The 25021-nt window shown below is 70.5% G+C and carries 25 protein-coding genes; 12 read left to right on the top strand and 13 right to left on the bottom strand.

What is annotated here, in order from left to right:
* The first annotated feature begins 76 nt into the window (after positions 1-76).
* On the top strand, positions 77-598 hold the full coding sequence (locus tag KXR53_RS24340; RefSeq protein WP_437377875.1) for a cupin domain-containing protein: 522 nt from the start codon (positions 77-79) through the stop codon (positions 596-598).
* 16 nt (positions 599-614) lie between these two features.
* On the opposite strand, the gene KXR53_RS24335 is transcribed toward KXR53_RS24340, so the two are convergent.
* Positions 615-1655 carry a molybdopterin-dependent oxidoreductase gene (locus KXR53_RS24335; RefSeq protein ID WP_437377874.1) on the bottom strand — a complete coding sequence of 347 codons (1041 nt, stop codon included), beginning with the start codon at positions 1653-1655 and terminating at the stop codon, positions 615-617.
* Between the two features lie 100 nt (positions 1656-1755).
* Positions 1756-2106: a YciI family protein gene (locus KXR53_RS24330; RefSeq protein ID WP_437377873.1), complete on the bottom strand. Its 351-nt coding sequence runs from the start codon at positions 2104-2106 to the stop codon at positions 1756-1758.
* A 485-nt stretch (positions 2107-2591) separates the two neighbouring features.
* Between KXR53_RS24330 and KXR53_RS24325 the strand changes: the two genes are divergently transcribed.
* A complete protein-coding gene (locus KXR53_RS24325) occupies positions 2592-4415 on the top strand; it encodes a calcium-binding protein (protein ID WP_437377872.1) in 1824 nt (607 codons plus the stop codon).
* Between the two features lie 77 nt (positions 4416-4492).
* Here KXR53_RS24325 and KXR53_RS24320 read toward each other — a convergent pair whose 3' ends face one another.
* From KXR53_RS24320 to KXR53_RS24305, 4 genes are all read right to left on the bottom strand, one after another.
* Entirely contained in the window at positions 4493-6259 is a 1767-nt protein-coding gene (locus KXR53_RS24320) for an adenylate/guanylate cyclase domain-containing protein (protein WP_437377871.1), read from the bottom strand.
* Between the two features lie 48 nt (positions 6260-6307).
* The gene (locus KXR53_RS24315; RefSeq protein WP_437377869.1) at positions 6308-6763 is read right to left on the bottom strand and encodes a PaaI family thioesterase; all 456 of its coding nucleotides are present in this window, start codon (positions 6761-6763) and stop codon (positions 6308-6310) included.
* Positions 6764-6777: 14 nt separating this feature from the next.
* Positions 6778-7818, bottom strand: coding sequence for a nicotinate-nucleotide--dimethylbenzimidazole phosphoribosyltransferase (gene cobT, locus KXR53_RS24310; RefSeq protein ID WP_437377868.1), 1041 nt, complete (start codon positions 7816-7818; stop codon positions 6778-6780).
* 84 nt (positions 7819-7902) lie between these two features.
* Positions 7903-8355, bottom strand: coding sequence for an NUDIX hydrolase (locus tag KXR53_RS24305; RefSeq protein ID WP_437377866.1), 453 nt, complete (start codon positions 8353-8355; stop codon positions 7903-7905).
* 169 nt (positions 8356-8524) lie between these two features.
* Between KXR53_RS24305 and KXR53_RS24300 the strand changes: the two genes are divergently transcribed.
* A complete protein-coding gene (locus KXR53_RS24300; protein ID WP_437377865.1) occupies positions 8525-10195 on the top strand; it encodes a Na/Pi cotransporter family protein in 1671 nt (556 codons plus the stop codon).
* 38 nt (positions 10196-10233) lie between these two features.
* Here the strand turns inward: KXR53_RS24300 and KXR53_RS24295 are convergent, their stop codons facing one another.
* Positions 10234-10983, bottom strand: coding sequence for a TetR/AcrR family transcriptional regulator (locus KXR53_RS24295; RefSeq protein ID WP_437377864.1), 750 nt, complete (start codon positions 10981-10983; stop codon positions 10234-10236).
* A 154-nt stretch (positions 10984-11137) separates the two neighbouring features.
* Between KXR53_RS24295 and KXR53_RS24290 the strand changes: the two genes are divergently transcribed.
* Genes KXR53_RS24290 through KXR53_RS24270 form a run of 5 tightly spaced genes read left to right on the top strand, consistent with a single transcriptional unit; the run spans position 11138 to position 15323 of the window.
* A complete protein-coding gene (locus KXR53_RS24290; RefSeq protein ID WP_437377863.1) occupies positions 11138-11734 on the top strand; it encodes a DUF2239 family protein in 597 nt (198 codons plus the stop codon).
* Between the two features lie 11 nt (positions 11735-11745).
* A complete protein-coding gene (locus KXR53_RS24285; protein ID WP_437377862.1) occupies positions 11746-13137 on the top strand; it encodes an MATE family efflux transporter in 1392 nt (463 codons plus the stop codon).
* Between the two features lie 45 nt (positions 13138-13182).
* A complete protein-coding gene (gene cobS / locus KXR53_RS24280; RefSeq protein ID WP_437377861.1) occupies positions 13183-13947 on the top strand; it encodes an adenosylcobinamide-GDP ribazoletransferase in 765 nt (254 codons plus the stop codon).
* A complete protein-coding gene (locus KXR53_RS24275; RefSeq protein WP_437377860.1) occupies positions 13944-14573 on the top strand; it encodes a histidine phosphatase family protein in 630 nt (209 codons plus the stop codon). The genes cobS and KXR53_RS24275 overlap by 4 nt, the downstream gene beginning before the upstream one ends.
* A gap of 54 nt (positions 14574-14627) precedes the next feature.
* Positions 14628-15323 carry a YSC84-related protein gene (locus KXR53_RS24270; protein WP_437377859.1) on the top strand — a complete coding sequence of 232 codons (696 nt, stop codon included), beginning with the start codon at positions 14628-14630 and terminating at the stop codon, positions 15321-15323.
* Positions 15324-15448: 125 nt separating this feature from the next.
* Here the strand turns inward: KXR53_RS24270 and KXR53_RS24265 are convergent, their stop codons facing one another.
* Positions 15449-16111 carry a sulfite oxidase-like oxidoreductase gene (locus KXR53_RS24265; RefSeq protein ID WP_437377858.1) on the bottom strand — a complete coding sequence of 221 codons (663 nt, stop codon included), beginning with the start codon at positions 16109-16111 and terminating at the stop codon, positions 15449-15451.
* 172 nt (positions 16112-16283) lie between these two features.
* On the opposite strand from KXR53_RS24265, the gene KXR53_RS24260 reads away from it, so the two are divergent.
* Complete coding sequence (locus KXR53_RS24260; RefSeq protein WP_437377857.1) at positions 16284-18527, top strand: mechanosensitive ion channel domain-containing protein; 2244 nt, start codon at positions 16284-16286, stop codon at positions 18525-18527.
* Here KXR53_RS24260 and KXR53_RS24255 read toward each other — a convergent pair.
* Positions 18500-18634: a hypothetical protein gene (locus KXR53_RS24255; protein ID WP_437377856.1), complete on the bottom strand. Its 135-nt coding sequence runs from the start codon at positions 18632-18634 to the stop codon at positions 18500-18502. The genes KXR53_RS24260 and KXR53_RS24255 overlap by 28 nt on opposite strands.
* 108 nt (positions 18635-18742) lie before the next feature.
* Between KXR53_RS24255 and KXR53_RS24250 the strand changes: the two genes are divergently transcribed.
* Genes KXR53_RS24250 through KXR53_RS24240 form a run of 3 tightly spaced genes read left to right on the top strand, consistent with a single transcriptional unit; the run spans position 18743 to position 21094 of the window.
* Positions 18743-19144: a Fur family transcriptional regulator gene (locus KXR53_RS24250; protein ID WP_026869519.1), complete on the top strand. Its 402-nt coding sequence runs from the start codon at positions 18743-18745 to the stop codon at positions 19142-19144.
* A complete protein-coding gene (locus tag KXR53_RS24245; RefSeq protein ID WP_437377855.1) occupies positions 19122-19367 on the top strand; it encodes a hypothetical protein in 246 nt (81 codons plus the stop codon). The genes KXR53_RS24250 and KXR53_RS24245 overlap by 23 nt, the downstream gene beginning before the upstream one ends.
* Before the next feature lie 47 nt (positions 19368-19414).
* Positions 19415-21094, top strand: a complete 1680-nt coding sequence (locus tag KXR53_RS24240; protein WP_437377854.1) for an adenylate/guanylate cyclase domain-containing protein — start codon at positions 19415-19417, stop codon at positions 21092-21094.
* Positions 21095-21244: 150 nt separating this feature from the next.
* Here KXR53_RS24240 and KXR53_RS24235 read toward each other — a convergent pair whose 3' ends face one another.
* From KXR53_RS24235 to KXR53_RS24220, 4 genes are all read right to left on the bottom strand, one after another.
* Positions 21245-21922: an exopolysaccharide biosynthesis protein gene (locus KXR53_RS24235; protein WP_437377853.1), complete on the bottom strand. Its 678-nt coding sequence runs from the start codon at positions 21920-21922 to the stop codon at positions 21245-21247.
* Positions 21923-21996: 74 nt separating this feature from the next.
* Positions 21997-22644 (bottom strand): ThuA domain-containing protein, encoded by a 648-nt coding sequence (locus KXR53_RS24230; RefSeq protein WP_437377852.1) that lies wholly within the window; start codon positions 22642-22644, stop codon positions 21997-21999.
* Between the two features lie 21 nt (positions 22645-22665).
* Positions 22666-23769 (bottom strand): Gfo/Idh/MocA family protein, encoded by a 1104-nt coding sequence (locus tag KXR53_RS24225; RefSeq protein ID WP_437377851.1) that lies wholly within the window; start codon positions 23767-23769, stop codon positions 22666-22668.
* 16 nt (positions 23770-23785) lie between these two features.
* The gene (locus KXR53_RS24220; RefSeq protein WP_437377850.1) at positions 23786-25009 is read right to left on the bottom strand and encodes an ROK family protein; all 1224 of its coding nucleotides are present in this window, start codon (positions 25007-25009) and stop codon (positions 23786-23788) included.
* Between the last annotated feature and the right edge of the window lie 12 nt (positions 25010-25021).

Genomic DNA, 25021 nt, shown 5'->3' with positions numbered 1-25021 from the left:
AATCTGTCAGCGACATGGCATCGGCGGCGGGGCTCGGCTAGCCTCGGCCGATCTTGTTTCGCCTTGGGGAGGGATCATGGCACCGACGGACCGCCCGTCCTGCATCGCGCATTGGACCGAGATCGAAGGGCCGGACGACCATACCTACCGCGGCGACGACGAGCGGCTCAGCATCGGCGCGCCCTTCGGCCGGCATTTCGGCCTGACCCGCATCGGCATCCATCACGAGCGGCTGCCGCCCGGGCGCCGCACCTCCTACCCGCATGCCGAGAGCCATGAAGAGGAGTTCGTCTACGTCATCGAGGGCACGCCCGATGTCTGGCTCGACGGCGTGCTGCACCGCCTCGAGCCCGGCGACGCGGTCGGCTTCCCGGCCGGCACCGGCCAGTGCCACACCTTCATCAACAACACCGAGTCCGAGGTGCGGCTGCTGGTCGTCGGCGAGACGTCGAAGCCGGAGAACCGCATCTATTATCCGCGCAACCGGGAACGGAAGCCGATGCGGACCGACTGGTGGGACGACGTACCGCCACGCCCGATGGGCGACCATGACGGCCTGCCGGACAAGGTCCGGGCCCGGAAGGCAGGCAAGGCATAGGCCGCCGGCTCTCCGCTCACCGTACGGCGACCTGCACCCTGTGGATCGCGTTGCGCGCCCCCTCTTCCGGCTGTGTCGCCCCCTCGGCGTCGAAGGCGCGGGCACAGAGCTGCAGGGTGCCTCGATCGGCGGGCTGCCACGGCAACGAAAAGCGCTGCCAGGCCCAGCCGCGCCTCGGCTCGAGGGCCGCCTGCCGATAGCTCGTGCCGCCATCGACGCTGATCTCGACGCGCGCGATGCCGCGGAAGGACCAGCTCCAGCCCCAGATCTCGGCGGGCTCGTCCGCCGCAACCACCGTGTCGGGCGCCGGCGCCACGATGATCGCCTCCGGTGCGATCGCCCAGACCGGGCGCCGCGCAGGCCTGCCGGCGGCGATGTCCGCCGCGTCGCTCGCATCGTTGTAGAGGGTGGTCGCGAAGAGACCGTCCGCCCGATCCTCGGCGAGGTGCAGCCGCCACAGCCATTTGACGCTGTTGGTGCCGTAATAGCCGGGAATGACGAGCCGCGCCGGACACCCGTGCTCGGCGGGCAATGACGCGTCGTTGAGCTCATAGGTGATGAGGACACCGCCTGCCGACAGCCGCTCGAGCGGCAGGTCCTTGAGGTACCAGTCGCAGGCGGTTCCCGCGAAGTCGCCGCCGTCGAGCCCGTAGGACCAGAGAAACCGTGCCCTCGGGTCGACACCGATCTCGTCGAGCAGCGAGGCGAGATCAACGCCGCCCCAGCGGACATTGGCGACGCGGCGGGTCGGCACGTGCGGCTCGAAAGGGCTGCCGCAGCATTGGTGCACCGCCTCCACCACCGTCTTCGGGCGGGCCTTCAGATCGTCCAGACCGAGCGTGAGGGCCCGTCCGACCAGCCCGTCGATCCGGAGCGACCATGACTGGGGCTCGATATGGGGAATGCCGAGATGAGCGATGACCGGGAGGTCGTCCGTGGAGGTCACCGGATCCGTCATCCCGTGCGGCGGGAGCTTGATGCGACGGACGCCCTCCGCCGGCTCCATCGGCGGTCGCGCCGGCGCGGCGACATGGGTGTGATTGCGGTTCGGGGGCATGGCTCGCCTGCTTCAGTTGATGCGAGTCATGCGAATTGTAGTCTGCGATCAGCGAACCCGCTGTGACCTCGGTCTCTCGGGCCGTCGCCGCGGCGCCCGCTCACCCCATCGGCGGCTGCTCGCGCACCTCGATGCTGCCCATGGCGGCCATCGGCGATTTCGCGGCGATGGCGACGGCCTCGTCCATGTCGCGGGCCTCGAGCAGGATGAAGCCGCCGAGATGCTCCTTGGTCTCGGCATAGGGGCCGTCGGTGACCGAGAGTTTCTCGTCCCGGCGGCGAACGATCCGGCCGGTCTCCGGCGCGGCCAGCGGGCCGCAGGCGATGATGTGGCCGCTGCGGCGGTATTCGTCGTCATAGGCCATGCAGCGGCGCGTGAGGTCGCGGCCTTCCTCGGGCGACAGCCGGCCGGTCAGGGCGGGGTCGACATGGACAATCAGCAGATAGCGCATCCCGGGCCTCCGTTGGTTCCGCCCCCTGGTCGTCCGGCAGACGCGAACATCGACATCGCGCCGTGTTCCGCGAGCCGACACCTCCGGTGATGCGAAGGCAAGGATTCAAACGAAATGATATTAATATATTGTCGCCGAAACCTTTAAATGATATTCTAAAGGTTACGATAACACTATATGCACAGATCGGATCTCCCGTTGTGCGCTCGAAATCTGCGCGCTCCGCGGCCGGATCTGTTGCATCCGCGAAACACGATCCCACAAACCGGCGAGTTTTGTTCGCCCATCAGATCGTGCTTCGCGCAATGAGGCGGGCTGAGGGCCTGCGCGGAGCAATCACGAGTCGTTGAGGGGGCATACCCCCTTTTTGTCTGCGCGGATCCACTCGCGCGGCTGCCGAGGTCTGTATCGCCCGGACAGCGAACCGCGTGGTCGCGCCGGTGAGACATCCGCCATTCATCGAAGTGATTGAATGGGAGGAAACCATGGTTGCCATCTTCGGCACTCTCGGAAACGACGTCCTCTTCGGATCGGCCGTCGCCGACATCATCTGGGGGCGCGGCGGCAACGACAGCATCTTCGGCCTCGCCGGTAATGATGTCCTGATCGGCGGCGCCGGCAACGACACCCTCAACGGTGGTCTCGGTGCCGACACCCTGATCGGCGGCGACGGCAACGACACCTATATCGCCGACAACGGCGCGGACGATGTCATCGAAGGCGGGACCGGGATCGATACGGTCAACGCCTCAGTCTCCTTCAGCATCGCGGCCGATGCGCTGGTCGAGAACCTCACCCTGCTCGGCGGCGCGCTGGTCGGTGTCGGCAACGCCCTCGGCAACGTGATCCAGGGCAATGCCGCGAACAACACGCTGAGCGGCCTGGGCGGCAACGATACCCTTCTCGGCCTCGGCGGCAACGACAACCTGAACGGGGGCGAGGGCAATGACCGGCTCAATGGTGGCGCCGGAGCCGACCTGATGACCGGGGGCAACGGCAACGACACCTATGTCGTCAATGCCGCCGGCGACAATGTGAACGAGACCGGCACCGGGATCGATACGGTCGAGAGTTCGATCAACTTCAGCCTGGCCGGCGACGCACTGGTCGAGAACCTGACCCTGCTCGGCGGCGCGTTGGTCGGCATCGGCAACGGCCTCGGCAATGTGATCCGGGGCAATGCCGCGAACAACACGCTGAGCGGCCTGGGCGGCAACGATACCCTTCTCGGCCTTGGCGGCAATGACAGCCTGAACGGGGGCGAGGGCAACGACCGGCTCGACGGCGGCGCCGGCGCCGACCTGATGACCGGGGGCAACGGCAACGACACCTATGTCGTCAATGCCGCCGGCGACAATGTGAACGAGACCGGCAGCGGAATCGACACGGTCGAGAGCTCCATCAACTTCAGTCTCGTCGGCGACGCACTGGTCGAGAACCTGACCCTGCTCGGCGGCGCGCTCGTCGGCACGGGCAACGGCCTCAGCAACGTGATCCGGGGCAATGCCGCGAACAACACGCTGAGCGGCCTGGGCGGCAACGACACCCTCCTCGGCCTCGGCGGCAATGACAGCCTGAGCGGAGGCGAGGGCAGCGACCGGCTCGACGGCGGCGCCGGTGCCGACGTCATGACGGGGGGCAACGGCAACGACACCTATGTCGTCGACGCCGCCGGCGACAATGTGAACGAGACCGGCACCGGAATCGACACGGTCCAGAGCTCGATCACCTTCAGCCTCGTCGCCGATGCGCTGGTCGAGAACCTGACCCTGACCGGCGGCGCCGCGATCAACGGTACGGGCAACACCCTGAACAACACCATCCTGGGTAATCTCGCCGACAACGCGCTCAGCGGCGGTCTCGGAAATGACGTCCTGTCCGGTGGCGCCGGCGACGACGACCTGCTGGGCGGCGCCGGAAACGACACCCTGTCGGGAGGTGCGGGGGTCGACGTGCTCACGGGCGGCTTCGGCTCCGACCTGATGACCGGAGGGGCGGGGCCTGACAGCTTCGTGTTCACCAGCATCGCGGACTCGCCGGTCGTCGGCTTCGACGTGATTACCGACTTCGTCGAAGCCGGCGACGTCGATTTCGTCGACCTCTCACAGATCGACGCCAACACCACGGTCGCGGGCAACCAGGCGTTCACCTTCGTGGGACTGGCCTTCCCGAACGATCCGGGCGAGGTGGGATTCGTCCAATCCGGCGGCAACACCTTCGTCCGCGGTAATGTAAACGGAGGCGCCGCGGACTTCCTGATCCGGCTGAATGGCCTGCACACCCTCACGGCGGCGGATTTCATCCTCTAACAGCCTGGTGAGTGCCCTTTGCGGAGGCCGGCGTTGCGGCCGGCCTCCTGAAGCGGGAAAGGCCCGCTCTCCTCGCCCTACTCCGGCAGCCCCGCCCGGCGCAGCGCGTCGAGATAGCGCTGCATCACCTCAGGCGGCTTCCACGGCACGCCGGCGCGGGTGCTGGCGATGGTGGCGCCGGGCGCCACGGCCAGCAGGCCGGCCAACGCCGCCTTCGCCTCCTCGGTCCGGCCCAGCGCCGACAGCGCCGCCGCCAGCAGCCGGTGGGCCACCGGGAGGGCCGGGTACAGGTGGAGCGCTTGGCGCGCCTGCTCGGCCGCTCGCTCGTCGTCGCCCTCAGCGAAGGCGGCCAGGCCGAGGAAGGCGTAACACCAGTGGTTGGCGGGGTCGCGCGGGCTCAGCCGCAGCGCCGTGTGCAGCGCCTGCCGCGCCTTCTCGCTCTCGCCCGACAGGGCGTAGTGGCCGCCGCCCAGCATATAGGCGAAGGCCAGGTTCGGGTTGATCGCCAGCGCCGTCTCCAGCCGCCGCTCGGCCTCGTCGAAGCGGCGCAGGAACAGGGCGACCATGCCCAGCACCGTCTGCGCCTCCGCGTCGCGCGGATCCAGGTCCACCGCTTGGCGCGCCATCGCGTCGGCCGCAGCCAGCGACCGGCCGGGATCGGCGCTGCGCCCGAACAGCACGTCCCAGACGTCGCACATGGTCTGGATGGAGCGGGCCCGGGCCAGGCCGGGGTCGAGGGCGATCGCCTGGGCGGCGAAGGTGCGGGCCTGGGCGCCGTCCTCCGGCGTCAGGCGCCAGGTGTGCCAGGCGGCGCGCATGACGCAGTCCCAGGCGTCCATCGCGGCCGGGTCCAGCCGCCGGGCGCGGCGCATCTCGGCGCCGATCAGCTCCGGCGCCACCACGCCGACGATGCTGTCGGTGATTTCGTCCTGCACCGCGAACAGGTCGTCGATCCGGCGGTCGTAGCGCTCGGCCCAGACATGGGCGCCGGTCACGGCGTCGATCAGCTGGGCGGTGATCCGCATCCGGTCGCCGCCCTTGCGCACGCTGCCCTCCAGCACGTAGCGGACGCCCAGCTCCGCCCCCACCTGCTTCACGTCGACCGCCCGGCCCTTGTAGGTGAAGGAGGAGTTGCGGGCGATCACCAGGAAACCGTGGTGCCGCGACAGGCCGGTGATGATGTCCTCGGCGATGCCGTCGGCGAAGTATTCCTGGTCGCGCTCGGCGCTCATGTCCTGGAATGGCAGCACCGCGATCGATGGCCGGGCCGGGGCGCCGACCGCCCCCGGCGCGGCCTCCGCGGCCCCACCCGCCGGCTCCAGCCGCACCCGGTACACCCGCACCGGCTTCTGGATGTTCTTGAGGTGCTGCTGGCCGAGGTCGTCGAAGGCCAGGTCCAGCTTGCCGATCACCTGGTCAAACACGCTGGCGGTGATCGAGATGCCGCCGGGCTCGGCCATGCCTTCCAACCGGGCGGCGATGTTGACGCCGTCGCCCAGGATGTCGTCGCCGTCGATGACGATGTCGCCCAGATTGATGCCGGCGCGGTACTGGATGCGGCGCTCGGGCGGCTGCCCGGCCTCGGCCTCGGCGACCGCGCGCTGGATCCGGACCGCGCTGTCCAGCGCGTCGACGACGCTGCCGAACTCGACCAGCATGCCGTCGCCGGTGGTCTTGACCACGCGGCCGCCATGGCTGCGCAGCGCCGGCTCGATCAGCTCGCGGCGATGCGCCTTCTGCCGGGCGATGGTGCCGGCTTCGTCGGCCTCGACATGGCGGGAATAGCCGACCATGTCGAGCGCCAGGACGGCGGCAAGCCTGCGGGTCACGCGATCGGTGCTCAAGACGGGTCTCAGCCTGGTGCGCGCGCCCGAACCTTACCGCCCGGCCCCTCAATCCGCCACCCCGTCCCGGCCCTCGATCGCCATCAGGGTCGCGGTGAGAAGCGCGACCAGCTTCTGGGTCCCGGCCGTCTCGGCGAAGACCTCCGTCTGCGCCACGGTCAGCGTCCGGCCGGCCTTGACGACGCGCCCCCGCGCCACGATGCGCTCGCCCGCCGCGGGGGCCAGGAGGTTGATCTTGAACTCGGTGGTCAGCACCCCGGCGCCCGGCGGCATGAGGGTGAGCGCGGCATAGCCTGCGGCGGTGTCCGCGATGGCCGACACCGCGCCGGCATGGATGAAACCATGCTGCTGCGACACCGAAGGGCTTGCCGACAGCGCGATGTCGACCACCCCCGGCGCGATGTGCAGGATCGATGCACCGAGGGTGCGCATCAGCCCCTGTTTTTCGAAGCTCGCCTGGATGCGGGCCCGAAAGGCCGGGTCCTTCGGGATCAATGGGCTCAAGACGGATCCGCCTTTCAGTCCTTGTTGCTGACCCCGGCCTGGGCGAAGGTCGCCATCCCCTCGTGGCAGGCCAGGGCGCCGCGCACCAGGCCGATTGCCAGCGCAGCGCCGGACCCCTCGCCGAGCCGCATGCCGAGGTCCAGCAGCGCGCTGCGGTCCAGCCGCTCCAGCAGCCGGCGGTGCCCCGGCTCGGCCGAGACATGGGCGATCTGGCAATGGTCCAGCGCGTGCCGGTCGGCAGCCCACAGCACCGCCGCCGCGGCGGTGCAGGTGTAGCCGTCCAGCAGCACCGGGATGCGCGCCATCCGCGCCGCCAGCACCGCGCCCACGATCGCCGCCAGCTCCAGCCCGCCGAGATGGCGCAGCACCTCGAACGGGTCGGTCATCGCCTTGCCGTGGGCGGCGATGCCCTTGGCCACCACCTCGGCCTTGCGCGCGAGGCCGGCGGCGTCGACGCCGGTGCCGGGGCCGACCCAGTCCGCCGGGTCGCCGCCGAAGAGGGCGCAGGCCAGGGCGGCGCCGGAGGTCGTGTTGCCGATCCCCATCTCGCCCAGGCACAGCAGGTCGATGCCCGGCTCCACCGCCATCATGCCGTAGGCCATGGCGCGGACGCAGTCGGCCTCGCTCATCGCCGGGGCGATGGTGAAGTCGGCGGTCGGGTGCTCCAGGTCCAGCTCGTAGACGCGCAGGTCGCTGTCCGCGGCCTGGCACAGCTGGTTCACCGCGGCCCCGCCGGCGATGAAGTTCTTCACCATCTGCGCCGTCACCGCGACCGGGTAGGCGGAGACGCCCTGGGCCACGGCGACGCCGTGATTGCCGGCGAACACCGCCACCCGCGGCCGGCGCAGCTGCGGCGGGTGCCGGCCCTGCCACACCGCCATCCACTCCGCCAGCTCCTCCAGCCGGCCCAGCGATCCGGGTGGCTTGGTCAGCTGGCGGTCGCGCTCGCGCACCGCCGTGCCGGCCTCCAGGTCGGGGCCCGGCAGGTGGCGCAGCAGGGCGCGGATCTCGTCGAGGGTGTCGGGCGGGGCCGAAGGCGTCTGGATTTGGCTCATAGCGGGCGTCCGGTTGCGGAAGCGCGGACCCTGCCACCAAAGCGCCCCGCCGTCAAAACCGCCTCGGTCCGAGCCGGCTGCGGCTCATTCGGCGGCCTTGGGCGCCGCCAGCCGGCGGACGAAGCCGGCGACCAGGTCGCGCAGGCCCGGCTCCTCCAGCAGGTCCAGCGCCTCTTCGGGGGCGAGCCACCGGGTCTCGCGCTCGTGGTGCTCGGGCCAGGTTCTGTGCTGCCGCTCGACCTTCAGGGGGAAGACGCTGACCTCGCAGGGCACGCTCACCCCCTCCTCCAGCCATTTGTCGTAGACGAAGCTGCCGATCGGCTTCGACCCGACCGCGCCGCGCACCCCGGCCTCCTCATAGGCCTCGCGGGCGGCGGATTTGGACGGCTTCAGCCCCTTGATCGGCCAGCCCTTCGGGATGATCCAGCGCCGCGTCTCGCGCGAGGTGACGAGCAGGATCTCGATCACGCCGTCCGGCCCGACCCGGTAGGGCAGGGCCGCGTGCTGTACGCGGACGGCTTTCCTCTTGCCCGGCATCACCTTCCTCCGCCACCGCGCCCGGCCTTGATCGGCCCGACCAAATCGGGAACCATCCAAATGTTCCCGCCGTTCCGATCATCCGGCCTCGACGCGGCCCGCCCGATCCAAGCTATGTGAAGACAAGAACGGAGGCGACTGCCTTTCGAGGCCCGAGGATGGTCCGCGGATGAGTCTTCCCATCACCCTGATCGACCTGGCCGGCTTCATCGCCCTGCTGCTGTGGGGCACGCATATGGTGCAGACGGGCATCCAGCGCACCTTCGGTCCGAAGCTGCACGCCATCCTCGGCAGCGCCTTGAAGAACCGGTTCCGGGCCTTTCTCGCCGGCATCGGCGTCACCGCGGTGCTGCAGAGCAGCACGGCCACCGGGCTGATGGTGGCGGGCTTCGCCGCCGGTGGCCTGGTGGAGCTGGTGCCGGCGCTGGCGGTGATGCTGGGCGCCAATGTCGGCACCACGCTGATCGTGCAGATCCTGTCCTTCGACGTGGCGGCCGCCGCGCCGGTCCTGATCCTGATCGGCTTCCTGCTGTTCCGCCGCGACAGCAGCACCCCGACGCATGACCTCGGCCGGGTCTTCATCGGGCTCGGCCTGATGCTGATGGCGCTGCACCAGCTGCTGACGCTGATGACGCCTTATGAGGACGCGCCGAATCTGCGCCTGCTTGTGGCCGCGATCTCGAGCGAGCCGGTGCTCGACGTGCTGCTGGCCGCCGCCTTCACCTGGGCGGTGCATTCCTCCGTCGCCACCGTGCTCCTGGTGATGTCGCTCGCCGCCAACGGCGTGGTGCCGCCGGAAGCGGCCTTCGCCCTGGTGCTGGGCGCCAATCTCGGCACCGCGATCAACCCGGTGATCGAAGGGGTGTCGGGCGACGATCCCGCCGCCCGGCGGCTGCCGGTGGGCAATCTCGTCAACCGCGCGATCGGCGTGGTCGCGGCGCTGGCCCTGCTGGGCCCGATCGGCCAGCTGATGGCGATGATCGATACCGACAGCGTCCGCGCCGTGGCCGATTTCCACACCCTGTTCAACCTGGCGCTGGCGGTCGTCTTCTTCCCGTTGCTCACGCCCTACGCGGCGCTGCTGCAGCGCCTGCTGCCGCGCCGTGTCGACCCGGCCGACCCGTCGCGGCCGCTCTATCTCGACGCGGCGGCGCGGGAGACGCCGATCGTCGCCCTCGGTGGCGCCGCGCGCGAGGCGCTGCGCCTGTCCGACGTGCTGGAATCGATGCTGCACGGCGCCCGCGACGCGCTGCACAAGGGCAACCGCAGGCTGATCGCCGAGACGCGGCGGATGGATGACGTGCTCGACCACCTCAACACCGCGATCAAGACCTATCTCACCTCGATCGACCCGGAATCGCTCAGCGAATCCGACCACCGCCGGCTCGACGAGATCCTGAACTTCGCGATGAACATGGAGCAGGCGGGCGACGTGGTCGACAGCAACCTGCTGCCGCATGCGGCGAAGCGGCTGAAGCGCGGGCTCATGTTCTCGCCCGAGGGGGAGGCGGAGCTGCTGGCGATGATGGAGCGCCTCGTCACCAATCTGCGCATCGCGGCGTCGCTGTTCATGACCGACGACCGCCGCGCCGCACGCCTGCTGGTCGATGAGAAGGTGGCGTTCCGCGACCTCGAGGCGGCGGCGACGCAGTCGCATTTCGAGAGGCTGCGCGCCGGCCGCCGCGACACGGCGGAAACCAGCGCGCTGCATCTCGACATCCTGCGCGACATGAAGCGGATCAACGGCCATATCGTGGCGGCCGCGGCCTATCCGGTGCTGGAGCGCGCGGGCGAGCTGCTGCCCAGCCGGGTCGCCGACGGCAACGGCGGCGGCGCCTGATGGCGGCCGATCGGGGTTCTGATACCAGCCATTCTTGGCTATCCGACGGCATTGCCCGGATCCCCCTCACCCTCCCGCCGCCTTCGGCGTCGGGCCCCTCCCTCTCCCCGAGGAGAGGGGAATCGACGCGGCGCCTCATACACCTCTCCTTGGGGAGAGGTCGAAATCGCGCCAGCGATTTCGGGTGAGGGGGCGGCTCCGGCCCGTCTGCTGGGCTCGGTGTCTATGCGAGATCCGACCGCCCGGCACCATTCCTCCAGCTCCGCCGACACCGCCTCGGGCAGCCGGCGGCCGCGCTCGAAGCCCCACCACAGCACCGCGCCCTGCCACTGCGCCGCCATCAGCCGGCCGAGATCCGGCCGCGGGCCGGAGCCGTCGGCCAGGCGCCGGCCGAGCGCCGCCGCCAGCGCCTCGCCCCAGGCGGCGCCGCGGCGGCGCAGCGCCGGGTCGCGCAGATCCTCGCGCAGCACCAGCAGCCCCTCGGCGTAGGCGTCGCCCTCGCCGTAGTCGCCGGACAGCGCGACCAGCAGCTCGACCGCCCCAAGCGGGGTCGGTGGCGCCGCCGCATCGGCCGCGGCGGTGCGGGCGTCCAGCAGGTCCCAGGCACGCAGCAGCGCCGCCTGGACCATCGCCGCCTTGCTGCCGAAGCGCTGCACCAGCGTCGCCGCCGACAGCCCGGTCTCGGCCGCCACCGCGGCGAAGGTCATGCCCTCCGGCCCGGCCCGGCGCATCACCGCCAGGGCGCCGTCGAGCAGGGCTTCGTCGGGAATGGTGCGGGGCCGGGGCATGGGCTCGTCTTTGTAAGTGAACGGCTATTTATATAAGCGCAGAGCCCGGCGTCACCGAAACCCGAATGCGACGATTTTTACCCGGGTGGAATTGACGAGCCATTTTCACCCGGGTATAAAGCGCCGCTTCCATCGCGCCGCAGGGAGGGGCGCCGTGACCCAGAACACCGATCCGTCCGTCCCGACCTGCACCGCCTTCCAGGGCGTCCGCCGCATCGCCTCCGGCCCGCTGGCCGAGGTGGCGCTGGCGGTGAAGCGGGCCGCCGATCGCGACGATGCCATTCCGGTCCTGGTCTTCGACGACGCCACCAGCCGGCCGGTCGAGCTCGACCTGCGCGGCAGCGAGGCCGAGGTGCTGGCCCGCCTGCCGCGGGCGGCGGAGCCCGAGGCGCCGCGCGGCCCCGGCCGGCCGAAGCTCGGCGTCGTCGCCCGCGAGGTGACGCTGCTGCCGCGGCACTGGGACTGGCTGGCCCGCCAGCCCGGCGGCGCCTCGGTGACGCTGCGCCGCCTGGTGGAGGAGGCGCGGCGGGCCGGCGAGGGGCAGGACCGCAGCCGCCGGGCTCAGGAGGCCGCCTATCGTTTCATGGCGGCGATGGCCGGCGACCGGCCCGGCTTCGAGGAGGCGGCGCGCGCCCTGTTCGCGCCGGACCGCGACCGCTTCGTCGCGCTGACCGAGGCGTGGCCGGCCGACATCCGCGACCATGCCCGGCGCTTGGCCGTCTCCGCTTTCGACGCCGCGAAGACGGCCTGAAGGGGATCATCATGTCGAACGCGACTGGCCGCGGCGCGGCCGCCACGGGCCCTGTCGCCGCGGCGCCGCCCCTGTGGAGGGCGTTCCTGCTGTTCCTTGGGCCGATGATGCTCAGCAACGTGCTGCAGGGGTTGTCCGGCACCGTCAACAACATCTATCTCGGCCAGATGATCGGGGTCGGCGCGCTCGCCGCCGTCTCGGCCTTCTTCCCGATCCTGTTCTTCTTCATCTCCTTCATCATCGGCCTCGGCGCCGGCGCCTCGGTGCTGATCGGCCAGGCCTGTGGCGCGCGGGAGCCGGAGAAGGTCAAGGCGGTGGCCGGCACCGCGCTCACGGTCACCATCCTGGCCGGTCTCGTCGTCGCGCTGTTCGGCGGCGCCTTCACCCGGCCGCTGCTGGCCGCGGTCGGCACGCCGGCCGACATCCTGGCCGACGCCACCGAATATGCCCGGATCATGCTGATCGCCATGCCGGGGCTGTTCGTGTTCATCCTGATGACCTCGATGATGCGCGGCGTCGGCGACACTGTGACGCCGCTCCTGGTGCTGGCGCTGCAGACGGTGATCGGCCTGGTCCTGACCCCGGCGCTGATCCGCGGCTGGGCCGGGCTGCCGCAGGTCGGGGTGCTCAGCGGCGCCTACGCGTCGATCGTCTCCTTCCTCGCCGCCCTGGTCTGGCTGGCCTTCCACCTCCGCCGTCGCGGCCACGCCCTGGCGCCGGACGCCGTCCTGCTGCGCCATCTCTGGATCGACCCCCGTATCCTCGCCGGTGTGCTGCGCATCGGCCTGCCCTCGGGCGTGCAGCTGGTGCTGGTGTCGCTGGCCGAGGTCGCGGTGCTGTCCTTCGTCAACGGCTTCGGCTCCGACGCCACCGCCGCCTATGGCGCGGTCAACCAGGTGGTCAGCTACGTCCAGTTCCCGGCGATCTCGATCGCCATCACCGCCTCGATCTTCGGCGCCCAGGCGATCGGCGGCGGGCATGTCGACCGGCTCGGCGCCATCACCCGCACCGGCCTGCTGCTCAACCTGGCCGTCACCGGCGGGCTGGTGGCGGTCTGCTACCTGTTCTCGCGCACGCTGATGGGGCTGTTCCTGACCAGCCCGCCGGTGATTGATCTGGCGCAGAACCTGCTGCACATCACGCTGTGGAGCTACATCGTCTTCGGCGTCGCCGGCGTGATCGCTGCGGTGATGCGGGCCAGCGGCACGGTGCTGGCGCCGACGGCAATCTCGCTCTTCGCCATCCTCGCCGTCGAGGTGCCGGTGGCCTGGCTGCTCAGCCGCCGGATCGGCATCGACGGCATCTGGATCGCCTATCCGGTCGCCTTCATCGTCATGGCCGCGGGCCAGGCCGCCTTCTACCGGCTGGTGTGGCGGAAGCGGGCGATCCGCCGCTTGGTATGAACGGGCGGCTTGCCGCACGCCGTGCGGCGGGCTAACCCGGTCCGCATGGACGATCTGCTGCGCGACCTGCGCATCGCCGCCTGCTTCCTGACCCGGCTGCCGATCCGCTGGCCGCAGGACGCGCCGGCCGACGCGCTGGCCCGGTCGATGCGGATCTTTCCGCTGGCCGGGGCCGGCATCGGCGCCGCCGCCGGCCTGGTCTGGGCGCTGGCGCTGTGGCTCGGCGCGCCGCCGCTGGTCGCGGCGCTGCTGGCGCTGGCGGCGCAGATGCTGCTGACCGGGGCGTTGCACGAGGACGGGCTGTCCGACGTCGCCGACGGCTTCGGCGCCGGGCGCGACCGCGACCGCACGCTCGAGATCATGCGCGACAGCCGCATCGGCAGCTACGGCACCCTGGCCCTGGTGCTGTCGGTCGGGCTGCGCGCCGCGGCGCTGGCGGCGATGGCCGTCCCCCCAGCTGGCGCCCCCTGGGCCGGGATGGCTGCGCTGGCCGCGGCCGGGGCGGTGTCGCGGGCCACGGCGCCGGCCCTGTTGGCTTGGCTTCCCGCCGCCCGGACCGACGGGCTCGGCGCCGGCGCCGGCCGGCCGCCGCCGGAGGCGGTCCTCACCGCCCTCGGCCTCGCTGTCTGCTTCGCCCTGCTGCTGCTCGGGCTGCGGCACGGCCTGGCGGCGCTGGCCCTGGCGGCGCTGGCCAGCTGGGCGCTGGCCGGACTGGCGCGGCGGCGCATCGGCGGCCAGACCGGCGACGTGCTCGGCGCCGCGCAGCAGCTGGCGGAGGCCGCGGTGCTCTGCGCCGCGGCGGCGGCATGAGCACGACCCGCTGGTGGTGGATTCGCCACGCCCCGGTGGCGAATCCGGACAAGCTGCTCTACGGCCGGCTCGACCTTCCGGCCGACACCGCCGACGCGGCGGCGATCGCGGCCCTGGCCGCCCGGCTGCCGCACGGGGCGGTCTGGCTGCGCACGCCGCTGCGGCGCACCGGCGACACCGCGGCGGCGCTGCTGGCGGCGATGGGGGAGGCGGCCTCGCCCACGATCGAGACCGAATTGATCGAGCAGGATTTCGGTACCTGGCAGGGGCGGCCGAGCCGCGAGGTCTATGGCGCGCTGCCGCCGGACGACCCGTTCTGGTCCGATCCGGCCGGCCATGCCCCGCCTGGCGGCGAAAGCTTCGACGCGATGCTGCGCCGGGTGCAGCCGGCGATCCGGCGCCTCTCCGAGACCCATGCCGGCCGCGACGTCGTCGCTGTCGCCCATGCCGGCACGATCCGCGCGGCGGCGGCGCTGGCCCTCGATCTCGACGGCGATCGCGCGTTGCGGCTCGCCATCGACATGCTGTCGCTGACCCGGATCGACCGCATCCGGTCCTCGGTCGGCGCCGAGGCCTGGCGGGTCGTTGCCCTGAATCTGCCATTTGGAACGGAAAAGATGTATTGATTGTTGTGCGCTACACCGCGATTCTTCATGCGGAATCTGAGGAGAGGCCCGGCCATGATCGACCGCCGCATGTTCCTTCGCCTGACGGGCGCATCGGCCGCCGGGCTGACGCTGTCGGGTGTCCTCGCCGGCTGCGGCTCGAACACCGCGACGCCGAGCGAGGCGCAGCTGCTGGTCGATGAGAGCCGGATCGCGCTGCAGACGCTGCTCGCCTCGCGGGAGCTGACGCAGCTGCCGCGCTACATCCGCGGCGCCAAGGCCGTGCTGATCGCGCCGGAACTGCTGCGCGGCGGCTTCATCGTCGGCGGCCGCGGCGGCAATGCGGTGATGCTGGTCCGGCTGCCGGATGGGAACTGGAGCTACCCGGCTTTCTACGGCATCGGCGGCGGCACCCTCGGCCTGCAGATCGGCGGCCAGGTCTCGCAGCTGGTATTGACGATCATGACCGACAAGGGCCTGCGGGCGGTGGAGCAGAGCAGCTTCACCGTCGGCGCCGACCTGTCGGGCTCGCTGTTCACCCTCGGCGCCGGCGTCGGCGCCTCGACCGGCCTGAACACCAACGCCGACATGTACGCCTTCTCGCAGAACAAGGGGCTGTTCGCCGGCGGCACGCTGGACGGCACCGTGATCAGTGAGGACCAGGGCATGAACGACGCCTATTACGGCTTCGGCACCCCGGCCCGGATCATCTTCCAGGGGCAGAAGAGCAACCCGGGCGCCGAGCCGCTGCGCAGCCTGCTGCCGCGGTGAGGCCGCCGAGGCATCACCTTTTCCTGTCATGCCCGGGCTTGACCCGGGCATCCAGAAGGTCTCGACGCTCTCTGGATTGCCGGGTCAAGCCCGGCAATGACAAGAGGAGGAGTGGCGCGGAGGGATCACCCGTAGCGCTGCTCCCGCCAGGGGTCGCCTTCGTTGTGATAGCCGCGCTCCTCCCAGAAGCCCGGGCGGTCGGCGGCGGTGAACTCGATCCGCTTCACCCATTTGGCGCTCTTCCAGAAGTACCATCGCGGCATGATCACCCGCAGCGGCCCGCCATGCTCGACCGAGATCGGCTCGCCGTCGTGATGCGTGGCCAGCAGCACGTCCTCCTCGGCGAAGGCGTCGAGGGTGACGTTGGTGGTGTAGGTGTCGTAGCTGTGAAAGACGACGTGCCTCGCCTCCGGCTTCGGCCGCACGACCGACAGCAGGTGCCGGGCCGAGACGCCGCGCCAGCGGTTGTCGAAGCGCGACCAGGCGGTGACGCAATGGATGTCGGAGACGTCCTCGAACTCCGGCTGGGCCAGGACGTCGTCCCAGCGCCACACCGTCGGGGCCTCGACCAGCCCGTCGATGGTCAGCCGCCATTTGTCGAGCGGAATCTCCGGCTGCACGCCGAGATCGAGCACCGGCCAGTTTTCCACCAGGCGCTGGCCCGGCGGCAGCCGGTCCCGCTCCGGATCGCCGGCGGCGCCGGTCAGCAGCCGGCCCTCGCGCGCCCAGCGCCGCTTGCTCTCGACCAGCTTCGGCCGGACCGAGCCGAGGTCACCGTCATCCGCCATCTTCGCCTTCCCTTGCCCGGCCGCCGTGGCCGCCTGCCGTTCCGCGTGAGGACGTTTCCAAGATGGCCTCGACGGATGGGTTGATCCAGAGGGCCAGGAAGGGAAGGATCGGATCGGCCGTCCAGCGCGACGCCGATCCGGACCGCCGCCCGTCCACAACTGGCCCGAGCCGATGATCCGCCTTCTCCGCCCGCTGCTCCTTCTCCTTCTGCTGCTCGCGCCCGGCCTCGCCGCCGCCCAGGTGCCGGGAACATCCACCACCGCCCCGGAGACCGCGGCCGATCGGCCGGCGGATCCCGAGCGGGTCAAGGCGCTGATCGCCACGCTGCAGGACGACAAGGCGCGGACCGAGCTGATCGACCGCCTGCAGCTGCTGCTGCAGGCCCAGGCGCCGCAGCCGGAGGAGCGCAGCGCGCTGGAGACGGTCGGCAGCCAGGCCCTGGTCGTGGTCTCGGACAAGGTGCAGGACGTCACCGGCGCCGTTGCGGCGATCGGCGCCACCCTGGCACGGCTGCCGGAGCTGGCGACCTGGACCCAGGACCAGCTCTCCGATCCGGCGGCCCGGTCGCGCTGGGCGGCCGTCTTCCTCAACGTGGCTGGCGTCATCCTCGCCGGTGTCGCCGCCGGCTGGCTGGTCCGCCTGGTGCTGCGCCGGCCGATCGCGGCGCTGGACCGGCGGGCTCCGACCACCCTCTGGGGCAAGATCCCGCTGCTTCTGGCCCGGGCGGTGCTCGAATTCCTGCCGCTCCTCGCCTTCGTGCTCGGCGCCTATGCGATGGCGGTTGTGCTCGACCCGCCCTGGTTCGTCCGCACCGTGGTGCTGGCGCTGGTCAACGCCGTGATCATCAGCGGCCTGGCCTTGATGCTGATCCGCCTTGTGCTGACGCCGGAGTATCCCGGCCTGCGGCTGCTGCGGGTCGGCGACGAGACCGCCGGCTATCTCTATGTCTGGGCCAAGCGGCTGATCTACCTCCTGGTCTTCGGCTATCTCGCGGTCTCCACCGCCGTGGTGCTGGGCCTTCCCGCCGGCAGCCTGGCCGCGCTCAAATACCTGATCGGCCTGGCCGTCGCGGCGATGGTGGTGGTGCTGATCCTGCAGAACCGGCAGCCGGTCGCCGACTGGCTGCGCGGGCGCCGTCGCCGGGCGGCGGAGGGCGAAGAGGCCGGCGTGACCCGCGCGGTCGGCTCCGCCCGACGGCGCTTCGCCGAGGTCTGGCATCTCGTCGCCATCGCCTATGTCATTGTCACCTTCGCGATCTGGGCGCTCGGTATCAATGGCGGCTTCGTCTTCATCCTCCGGGCCACGCTCCTGACCCTGCTGGTCCTGGCCCTGGCGCGGCTCGTCTCGGTCTACGGGCCGCGGCTGATCCACCGCGCCTTCTCGATCGGGCCGGAGCTGAAGGACCGCTTTCCTGGCCTCGAACAGCGCGCCAACCGCTACCTGCCGATGCTCGATACGGCCTGGAGGGTCCTGGTCGCGGTGCTCGTGGTCCTGGTGCTGCTCGAGGTCTGGCAACTCGGCGGCATCGCCTGGATGGAGACCGAAACCGGCCGGTCCATCCTCTCCAGCGGCGGCTCGATCCTGTTCATGGTCGTGGCCTCGCTGGTGGCGTGGGAGGTGGTCAGCCAACTGATCGAGCATCAACTCAACCGCTACGACGCCTCCGGCAACCTGGTCCAGCGCAGCGCCCGCGTGCGCACGCTGCTGCCGCTCCTGCGCAACGCCTTCCTGGTGGTGCTGATCACCGTCGCGACCCTGATGATCCTGTCCGAGATCGGGCTCAACATCGCGCCGCTCCTGGCCGGCGCGGGCGTGGTCGGCCTGGCCATCGGCTTCGGCGCCCAGACCCTGGTGAAGGACGTCATCACCGGCCTGTTCATCCTGTTCGAGGACACGATCTCGATCGGCGACGTGGTCCAGATCGGGTCCGACAGCGGCGTCGTCGAGGGGATCACGATCCGCACCATACGCCTGCGGGACCAGACCGGCGCGGTCCACACCCTGCCGTTCAGCTCGGTCACCTCCATCGTCAACATGACCAAGGATTTCTCCTTCGCCGTGTTCCGGGTCGGCGTCGCCTACAATCAGGACGTCGATCACGTGATCGAGGTGCTGCGCGACCTCGGCCGGGAAATGCAGCTCGATCCGGAATGGGCGCCGAACATCCTGGCGCCGATCGAGATCATGGGCCTCGACAGTTTCGGCGACAGCGCCGTGACCATCCTGGCCCGGATCAAGACGCCGCCGATCAAGCAGTGGGGGGTGATGCGGGAGTTCAACCGTCGGATGAAGCGGCGCTTCGACGAACTCGGGATCGACATCCCGTTCCCGCACCGGATGGTGCTGACCCGCAGCCTCGACCAGCCGGAGGCCGCGGCCGCCGCCGCTCAGGGCGCGTCGTCGTCGGGGTCGTAATGGGAATCGTGCTTCTTGCGGGCGAGATGCATCAGCCCGAGGTTCAGGGCGATGATGCCGACCACGGCGATGCCGAGCGCGATCCAGCCGTGGATGCTCATCTCCATCGCCGTCCTCCCGCTGCGCTGCGGCGCATTTTCGGATGCCAAGCGCCGCGCCGATCTGTAATCTCTCTAAATCCGCCAATGGTTCCGCGGCTAAAGAGGGCTTGAGCCATGACGCTCGAGGAGAGGTGCATCTCCGCCGGCCTGAAGATGACCGATCAGCGTCGCGTCATTCTGCAGGTGCTGACCGAATCGCTCGACCACCCGTCGGTCGAGACCGTGTACCACCGGGCACGCGAGATCGATCCGTCGATCAGCATCGCGACCGTATACCGCACCCTGCACCTGCTCGATGAGCTGAATCTGGTGCAGCGGCACGATTTCAACGAGAACTACTCCCGTTTCGAGGTCAATCTCGAGCACCACCACCACCTGATCGACCTTGAAACCGGTGAGGTCATCGAGTTCAAGGATCAGGAGCTGGAGGCGCTGAAGGAAAAGATCGCGCGGCGGCTCGGCTACGAACTCGTCGATCACAGGCTCGAACTCTATGGCCGGAAAAAGAAGGCCTGAGGGCTGCGGCTTCGGCGACCAGCCCTTTTCCGACGGCGCCTCGGACTGCCGCTGCCAGCAGGCGGTGACTCGCGCCTATAGCGAGCTGGTGGCACGCGGCGCGCCGCGCTCGGTGGCGCTCGAGGCGGCGGTCCGCGTCTTCGTCTATCATCATCCCGAGGTCCCGGCCTTCCGCGCCCATGACACGGTGGAGACCTGGGTCTATTCCGGTCCCTTGAACTGACCGACGTCCTTCGCAGCGTTGAGGCACCCGGACTGCGGGCCGGGGCATTGCTGCAAAAGCTGCGGCTGCCGAGCGGGCTGGTCCTGCTCGCCTTCCTCGCCACCCATCTGATCAACCACGCCGCCGGCCTGGTCTCGCTGGACGCGATGGAACGCGGCCTCGGTCTGTTCATCCTGGTATGGGAGAAGCAGCCGGGCCTGACCGTTCTCGCGGCCGCCTTCCTGATCCATGCCGCCAACGCGCTGGTGTCGATCTGGCAGCGGCACAACTTCCGGCTGAAGCCCTGGCAGGCGGTGCAGCTCGGGCTCGGCCTCGCCGTGCCGCTGCTGCTGGCGGCGCATGTCTTCGGCACCGTGGTCGCCTTCGAACGGTTCGGCGTCGGCACGCCCTACCGCTACGTGCTGTCAGCGATGTGGACCGGGAACGGGCTGATCGCCCTGCAGCAGACCGTGCTGGTGCTGGTCGCCTGGGGCCATGGCTGCATCGGCGTGCACTACTGGCTGCGGCTCAAGCCCTGGTACCCGAAGGCGCTGCCCTATCTCTACGCGGCCGCCCTGCTGATCCCGGCGCTCGGCCTGGCCGGCTTCGTGTCCGCCGGGCTGCAGGTCCGGGCGCTGACGATGCAGCCGGGCTGGCTCGAGGACCTGCACCGTTCGATCAAGCTGACGCCGGAGGCGCAGGCCTTCGCCGCCCAAGGGGCGCTGTGGACCCGGGTTGCGATCCTGGCGCTCGTCCTCGCCGCCTTCGCCGGGCCGGCCCTGCGCGCGGCCCGGGCCCGCCGCGGCGGGCCCAAGCTGTACTACCGCGACACCAGGGTGCTCGACATCATCCCCGGCGCCACGGCGCTGGAGATCATCCGCGCCGCCGGCATCCCGCAGGCCATGGTCTGCGGCGGCCGCGGCCGCTGCTCGACCTGCCGGGTGCGGGTCGGGCTGGGGGCCGAGCACCTGCCGCCGCCCGCCGCCGACGAGGCGCGCGTGCTGCAGCGGATCGGCGCGCCGGAAGGGGTACGGCTGGCCTGCCAGATCCGGCCGGTGACGGATCTCGAGGTGACGCCGCTGCTGCCGCCGACGGCGACCGCGCGCGACGGCTTCCACGGGCCGGGCCACCGCCACGGCCAGGAGCGCGAGGTCGCGGTGCTGTTCGCCGATCTGCGCGGTTTCACCCGGCTGTCGGAGCACCGCCTGCCCTATGACGTGGTGTTCCTGCTGAACCGCTATTTCGCGGCCATGGGCCAGGCGATCGAGGGGGCGGGCGGCCGGGTCGACAAGTTCATCGGCGATGGGGTGATGGCCCTGTTCGGGGTCGAGGCCGGGCGCGACGCCGGCAGCCGCCAGGCGCTTGACGCCGCCCGACGCATGGCGGCGCGGCTGGCCGAGCTGAACGAGGCCCTGGCCTCCGACCTCAAGGAGCCGCTGCGCATGGGCATCGGCCTGCATGTCGGTCCCGCCATCGTCGGCGAGATGGGCTATGGCGGGGTCAAGGGCCTGACCGCGGTCGGCGACACGGTCAATACCGCCAGCCGGCTGGAAGGGCTGTGCAAGGGCTATGCGGCGGAGCTGGTGGTCTCGCAGGACCTGCTCGACCATGCCGGCGCCGACCTGTCGGCCTTCCGGGCCGAGCGGGTGGTGATCCGCGGTCGGCGCGAGCCGCTGTGCATTCGCGTCGTCACCCGGATCGCCGACCTGCAGGAACAGACGGCTTGGGTACCGCGCCGGGCCATTTGAGCCGCATGCCTCTTTGTTGTCATTGCCGGGCTTGACCCGGCAATCCAGAGGGTCTCGACAATCTCTGGATGCCCGGGTCAAGCCTGGGCATGACAGTTTGGGTACTGACGAAGCCAGAGTCGCTGCCTCAGGTCTACGCCTGGGTTCACATCAGATCGTCACGCCCAGCAGCGTCTCCAGGAAGGCGCGCAGCGCGGCCCAGAGGGCGGCGGAGACAGCGGCGAGGATGCCGGCCGTGATGGCGGCGGCGGCCCAGCCGACCGAGACGGCGATGCCGTCGCGCTCGATCAGGCCGATGGCGAAGGCCGAGATCGCCAGAGCCGGCACCATGTTGCCGAGCGGGATCGGCATGAACAGGACGATGGCCAGCAAGAGGCAGGCGGCGCCGATGAAACGGTCCGGCACCGGGCCGATCAGGATCGACAGGCGCGGCCGCAGCAGCCTTTCGGCCTTCGCCAGCCACGGCACCATGCGTGCGACCAGCCGGGCGAAATCGGCCCGCGCCACCGACCTTTGGGTGATCAGCCGCGGCAGCCACAGCACGGGCCGCCCGATCATCAGCTGCGCGGTGATGAACAGCAGCGGCGCGCCGAGGATGGAGGAGGTGCCGGGCGGCGTCGGCAGGATGTTGGGCGCGGCGAAGACCAGCATCAGCGCGCCGAAGGCCCGGTCACCAAAGGCGGTCAGGATGTCGGCAATGGCGATGCGCTCGCGGTCGCCTGCTGCCAGGTCCTGCAGCACCTCCGAGAAACGCCGACGGCGTTCGGCGCCGGCGATCGGCACCGCGCCGGGTTCGTTTTTGTTCTCGGGCTGGCGGGCGTCGGGCAAGGGGCTCGTCCGGCGTGGTGGGTCCGCCCTCGTGTTACCGATTCCCTCGTGACAGGCGCAAGCGCGCGGTTGTCTCAGCCCTCCCGCGCGGCCCACAGCAAGCCGCGATGCAGGATGGTCCGCATCGACCGGTTCTCGAACTCCTCCACCCGGTGGCCGAGCGAACTGTAGAACACCCGGCCGGCGCCGTGCCGGCGCTTCCACACCACCGGCATGGTGTGGCCGGCGATCCAGGGCGCGTGCTCGCCGGTGAAGGTGGTCTCGGCCAGCACCTCGTTGTTCGGGTCGACATGCATGTAGTACTGCTCGGACCGGTAGTCGAAATCCTCGATCCCCTGCATCACCGGGTCGTCCGGCCGGGTCACCCGCACCCGATAGTCGATGATGTTGCCGGGATGGGCGACCCATTGGCCGCCGGTCATGAACTGGTAGGCCACCTCGTTGCGGAAGGCGTCGCACATGCCGCCGTGGAACCCGCCGAGGCCGACCCCGCTTTCGACCGCGGCGCAGAGGTTGGTCACCTCCTCCTTCTCCATGGTCGACATGGTGTAGATCGGCACGATCAGGTGCATGTCCTTCAGCGCCGGGTCGGCAAAGGCCTCGGTGGTGTCTTCGATGAACACCTCGAAGCCGTCGCCGCGCAGCATGCCGGCCACCAGCTCCGCGCATTCCTTCGGGGTGTGGCCGTTCCAGCCGCCCCAGACGATCAGCGCCTGTCTCATCTTCCGTCTCCCTCTCGCGTCTCAGGCGGCCCGGCCGAAGGCGGGCTCCACCGGCATCGGCTGCGGCCGGTCGCAGCGGCTCTCGATCTCGATCGGCCGGCCCTCGCGGCCGGACCGCTCCACCGCCTCCATCACCTCCAGCACATGGAAGGCCAGCTCGGCATTGGCGCGGTGCGGACGGCCGGCGCGGATGGCCTGGGCCAGGTCGGCGACGCCGATGATCCGGTAGTTGCCGTCGCCATAGGCGTGGCCGGTCGCCTCGGCTTTCCACTCGGTGCGGTCGAGCGAGACCAGAACCTCGCCGCCGAAGGTGTTCGGGTCGGGCACGCTCAGCGACGCCGTCTCGCCATAGATCTCGATCGGCGCGTGGCGGTGGGCCGGGATGTCGAAGCTCATCACCATCGTCACCACGGCGCCAGAGGCGAAGACCAGCGTGCCGGTGATGTGGGTCGGGGTATCGACCGGCACCACCTGGCTGGCGCGCGGCCCGCTGGCGATGCGGCGCTCGGTGTAGGCGGCGGCGACCGTGCCGGTCACCCGCGCCACCGGTCCCAGCATGTTGACGAGAGTGGTCAGGTAGTAGGGGCCCATGTCGAACAGCGGCCCACCGCCGCGGGCGTAGTAGAAGTCCGGGTTCGGGTGCCAGCGCTCATGCCCCGGCACCATCATGAAGGCGGTGCCGGCGACCGGCCGGCCGATCCGCCCGGCATCGATCAGGGCGCGCGCCGTCTGCTGTCCGGCACCGAGGAAGGTGTCGGGGGCGCAGCCGACGTGCAGGCCCTTGGCCCTGGCGGCCTCCAGCAGCGTGCGGCCCTCGGCGACGCTGACCGCCAGCGGCTTCTCGGAATGCACATGCTTGCCGGCGGCGATCGCCTGCAGCCCGACCGGCACATGCGCCTGCGGCGTGGTCAGGTTCAGCACGATCTCGATCTCGGGGTCGGCCAGCAGCTGCTCGATGCTCAAGGCCGCGATGCCGAACTCGGCGGCCCTGGCCTGCGCCGCCTCCGGGTTCAGGTCGGCGCAGGCGCGCATCTGCAGGATCGGGAAATGCGCCGCCGCCTTCAGATAGGCGCCGCTGATCACGCCGCAGCCGATGATGCCGATGCCGACGGGTTTGTCGCTCATCCGGGTGTCCTCTCCGCTATCGGGGCATGCCCTGGCCGTTCCAGGGCGCTTCGTAGAGCTGACGCAGCACCAGGCTGGCCGCGCCGCGGGCCCAGGCGTCGTCGCTCCATTCATGCAGGATGATCTCGGTGCCGCGCCGGATCGGGGGCGGCACGACCCGTTCGATCGCGGCCAGGAGGGCCGGCTCCATCAGGTCGCGGGCCTGGATAGCGCTGCCGGCCACGATCACCTTGGGCGGACTGTGCAGCGTGATCAGGTTGCCGACAGCAAAGCCCAGGATCGCGCCGGCCTCCTCGAACAGGGCGCGGATCTCGGCCCGACCGGACCGCGCCATCTCGCGCAGCCGGCCGATGGCGCGCGGGTCGTCCGGCGTGACCGCCGCGGCCTCGGCGCCCAGCAGGGCGCGGGCGCGGGTGACGATGCCGTGGTCGGAGACATAGGCGTCGATGCAGCCACGCTGGCCGCAGCGGCAGGGCAGCCCGTCATCCGGCGCGTATTTGGTGTGGCCGAACTCCGTCCCCATCCCGGCGGCGCCGCGATGCACGTCGCCGTTCAGGAACAGGCCGAGGCCGACCGAATCCTCGACCGCCACCACGGCGAAGCTGTCGCTGTCGCGGCCGTGGCCGAACCAGTGCTCGGCCAGGGTGACGAGATGGACGTCGTTCTCGACCGTGGTGCGGACGCCCAGCCGGTCGCGGATCATCCCGGCCAGGGGCACGTCCGGCGCCCCAAGGATCGGGGTCCAGACGCAGATGCCGTTGCGGCCGTCGATGAAGCCGGGCAGGCCAATGCCGATGCCACCCAGCCGGTCGAGGGCGAGATCGGCGTCGGCGACGCAGCGGCGGATTCCGTCCTCCAGGATGTCGGCCACCACCTCCGGCGCCTGGCGGGCGACGCGGATCGGCAGCGACAGCGTCTTCACCACATCGGCCATGTAGTCGGTGACGGCGATGCTGATCTGGTGCGGCGCCAGCTTGACGCCGCAGACATAGGCGGCCTCGCGGTTCAGCTCCAGCATCACCCGCGGCCGGCCGCGCGCGGCGGTGCCGACGCCCTCGACCGCGCGGGCCAGGATCAGGTTCTCCTCGATCAGCCCGCCGGTGATGGCGGAGATGGTGGCGGGGGCCAGCTCGGTGCGCTGCACGATCTCGACCCGCGAGATCGGCCCGTAGCGCCGCACCACGTCCAGCACGTGGAAGCGGTTGATCGCCCGCATCAACTCCGGATCGGCGGTCTTCATGGCCGGATCCGC

This window comes from Inquilinus limosus, assembly GCF_051487185.1.
GTDB classification, from domain to species: Bacteria; Pseudomonadota; Alphaproteobacteria; order DSM-16000; family Inquilinaceae; genus Inquilinus; species Inquilinus limosus_F.
Note: the sequence above shows the minus strand (reverse complement) of the source record. Positions and strands in the feature narration are given on the sequence as shown.

Excerpts from the sequence above, each read along its gene's own strand:
- KXR53_RS24340 (WP_437377875.1), top strand. The coding sequence starts at position 77 with ATGGCACCGACGGACCGCCCGTCCTGCATCGCGCATTGGACCGAGATC.
- KXR53_RS24335 (WP_437377874.1), bottom strand. The coding sequence starts at position 1,655 with ATGCCCCCGAACCGCAATCACACCCATGTCGCCGCGCCGGCGCGACCG.
- KXR53_RS24330 (WP_437377873.1), bottom strand. The coding sequence starts at position 2,106 with ATGCGCTATCTGCTGATTGTCCATGTCGACCCCGCCCTGACCGGCCGG.
- KXR53_RS24325 (WP_437377872.1), top strand. The coding sequence starts at position 2,592 with ATGGTTGCCATCTTCGGCACTCTCGGAAACGACGTCCTCTTCGGATCG.
- cobT (WP_437377868.1), bottom strand. The coding sequence starts at position 7,818 with ATGAGCCAAATCCAGACGCCTTCGGCCCCGCCCGACACCCTCGACGAG.
- KXR53_RS24305 (WP_437377866.1), bottom strand. The coding sequence starts at position 8,355 with ATGCCGGGCAAGAGGAAAGCCGTCCGCGTACAGCACGCGGCCCTGCCC.
- KXR53_RS24300 (WP_437377865.1), top strand. The coding sequence starts at position 8,525 with ATGAGTCTTCCCATCACCCTGATCGACCTGGCCGGCTTCATCGCCCTG.
- KXR53_RS24295 (WP_437377864.1), bottom strand. The coding sequence starts at position 10,983 with ATGCCCCGGCCCCGCACCATTCCCGACGAAGCCCTGCTCGACGGCGCC.
- KXR53_RS24285 (WP_437377862.1), top strand. The coding sequence starts at position 11,746 with ATGTCGAACGCGACTGGCCGCGGCGCGGCCGCCACGGGCCCTGTCGCC.
- cobS (WP_437377861.1), top strand. The coding sequence starts at position 13,183 with ATGGACGATCTGCTGCGCGACCTGCGCATCGCCGCCTGCTTCCTGACC.
- KXR53_RS24275 (WP_437377860.1), top strand. The coding sequence starts at position 13,944 with ATGAGCACGACCCGCTGGTGGTGGATTCGCCACGCCCCGGTGGCGAAT.
- KXR53_RS24270 (WP_437377859.1), top strand. The coding sequence starts at position 14,628 with ATGATCGACCGCCGCATGTTCCTTCGCCTGACGGGCGCATCGGCCGCC.
- KXR53_RS24265 (WP_437377858.1), bottom strand. The coding sequence starts at position 16,111 with ATGGCGGATGACGGTGACCTCGGCTCGGTCCGGCCGAAGCTGGTCGAG.
- KXR53_RS24260 (WP_437377857.1), top strand. The coding sequence starts at position 16,284 with ATGATCCGCCTTCTCCGCCCGCTGCTCCTTCTCCTTCTGCTGCTCGCG.
- KXR53_RS24255 (WP_437377856.1), bottom strand. The coding sequence starts at position 18,634 with ATGGAGATGAGCATCCACGGCTGGATCGCGCTCGGCATCGCCGTGGTC.
- KXR53_RS24250 (WP_026869519.1), top strand. The coding sequence starts at position 18,743 with ATGACGCTCGAGGAGAGGTGCATCTCCGCCGGCCTGAAGATGACCGAT.
- KXR53_RS24245 (WP_437377855.1), top strand. The coding sequence starts at position 19,122 with ATGGCCGGAAAAAGAAGGCCTGAGGGCTGCGGCTTCGGCGACCAGCCC.
- KXR53_RS24230 (WP_437377852.1), bottom strand. The coding sequence starts at position 22,644 with ATGAGACAGGCGCTGATCGTCTGGGGCGGCTGGAACGGCCACACCCCG.
- KXR53_RS24225 (WP_437377851.1), bottom strand. The coding sequence starts at position 23,769 with ATGAGCGACAAACCCGTCGGCATCGGCATCATCGGCTGCGGCGTGATC.
- KXR53_RS24220 (WP_437377850.1), bottom strand. The coding sequence starts at position 25,009 with ATGAAGACCGCCGATCCGGAGTTGATGCGGGCGATCAACCGCTTCCAC.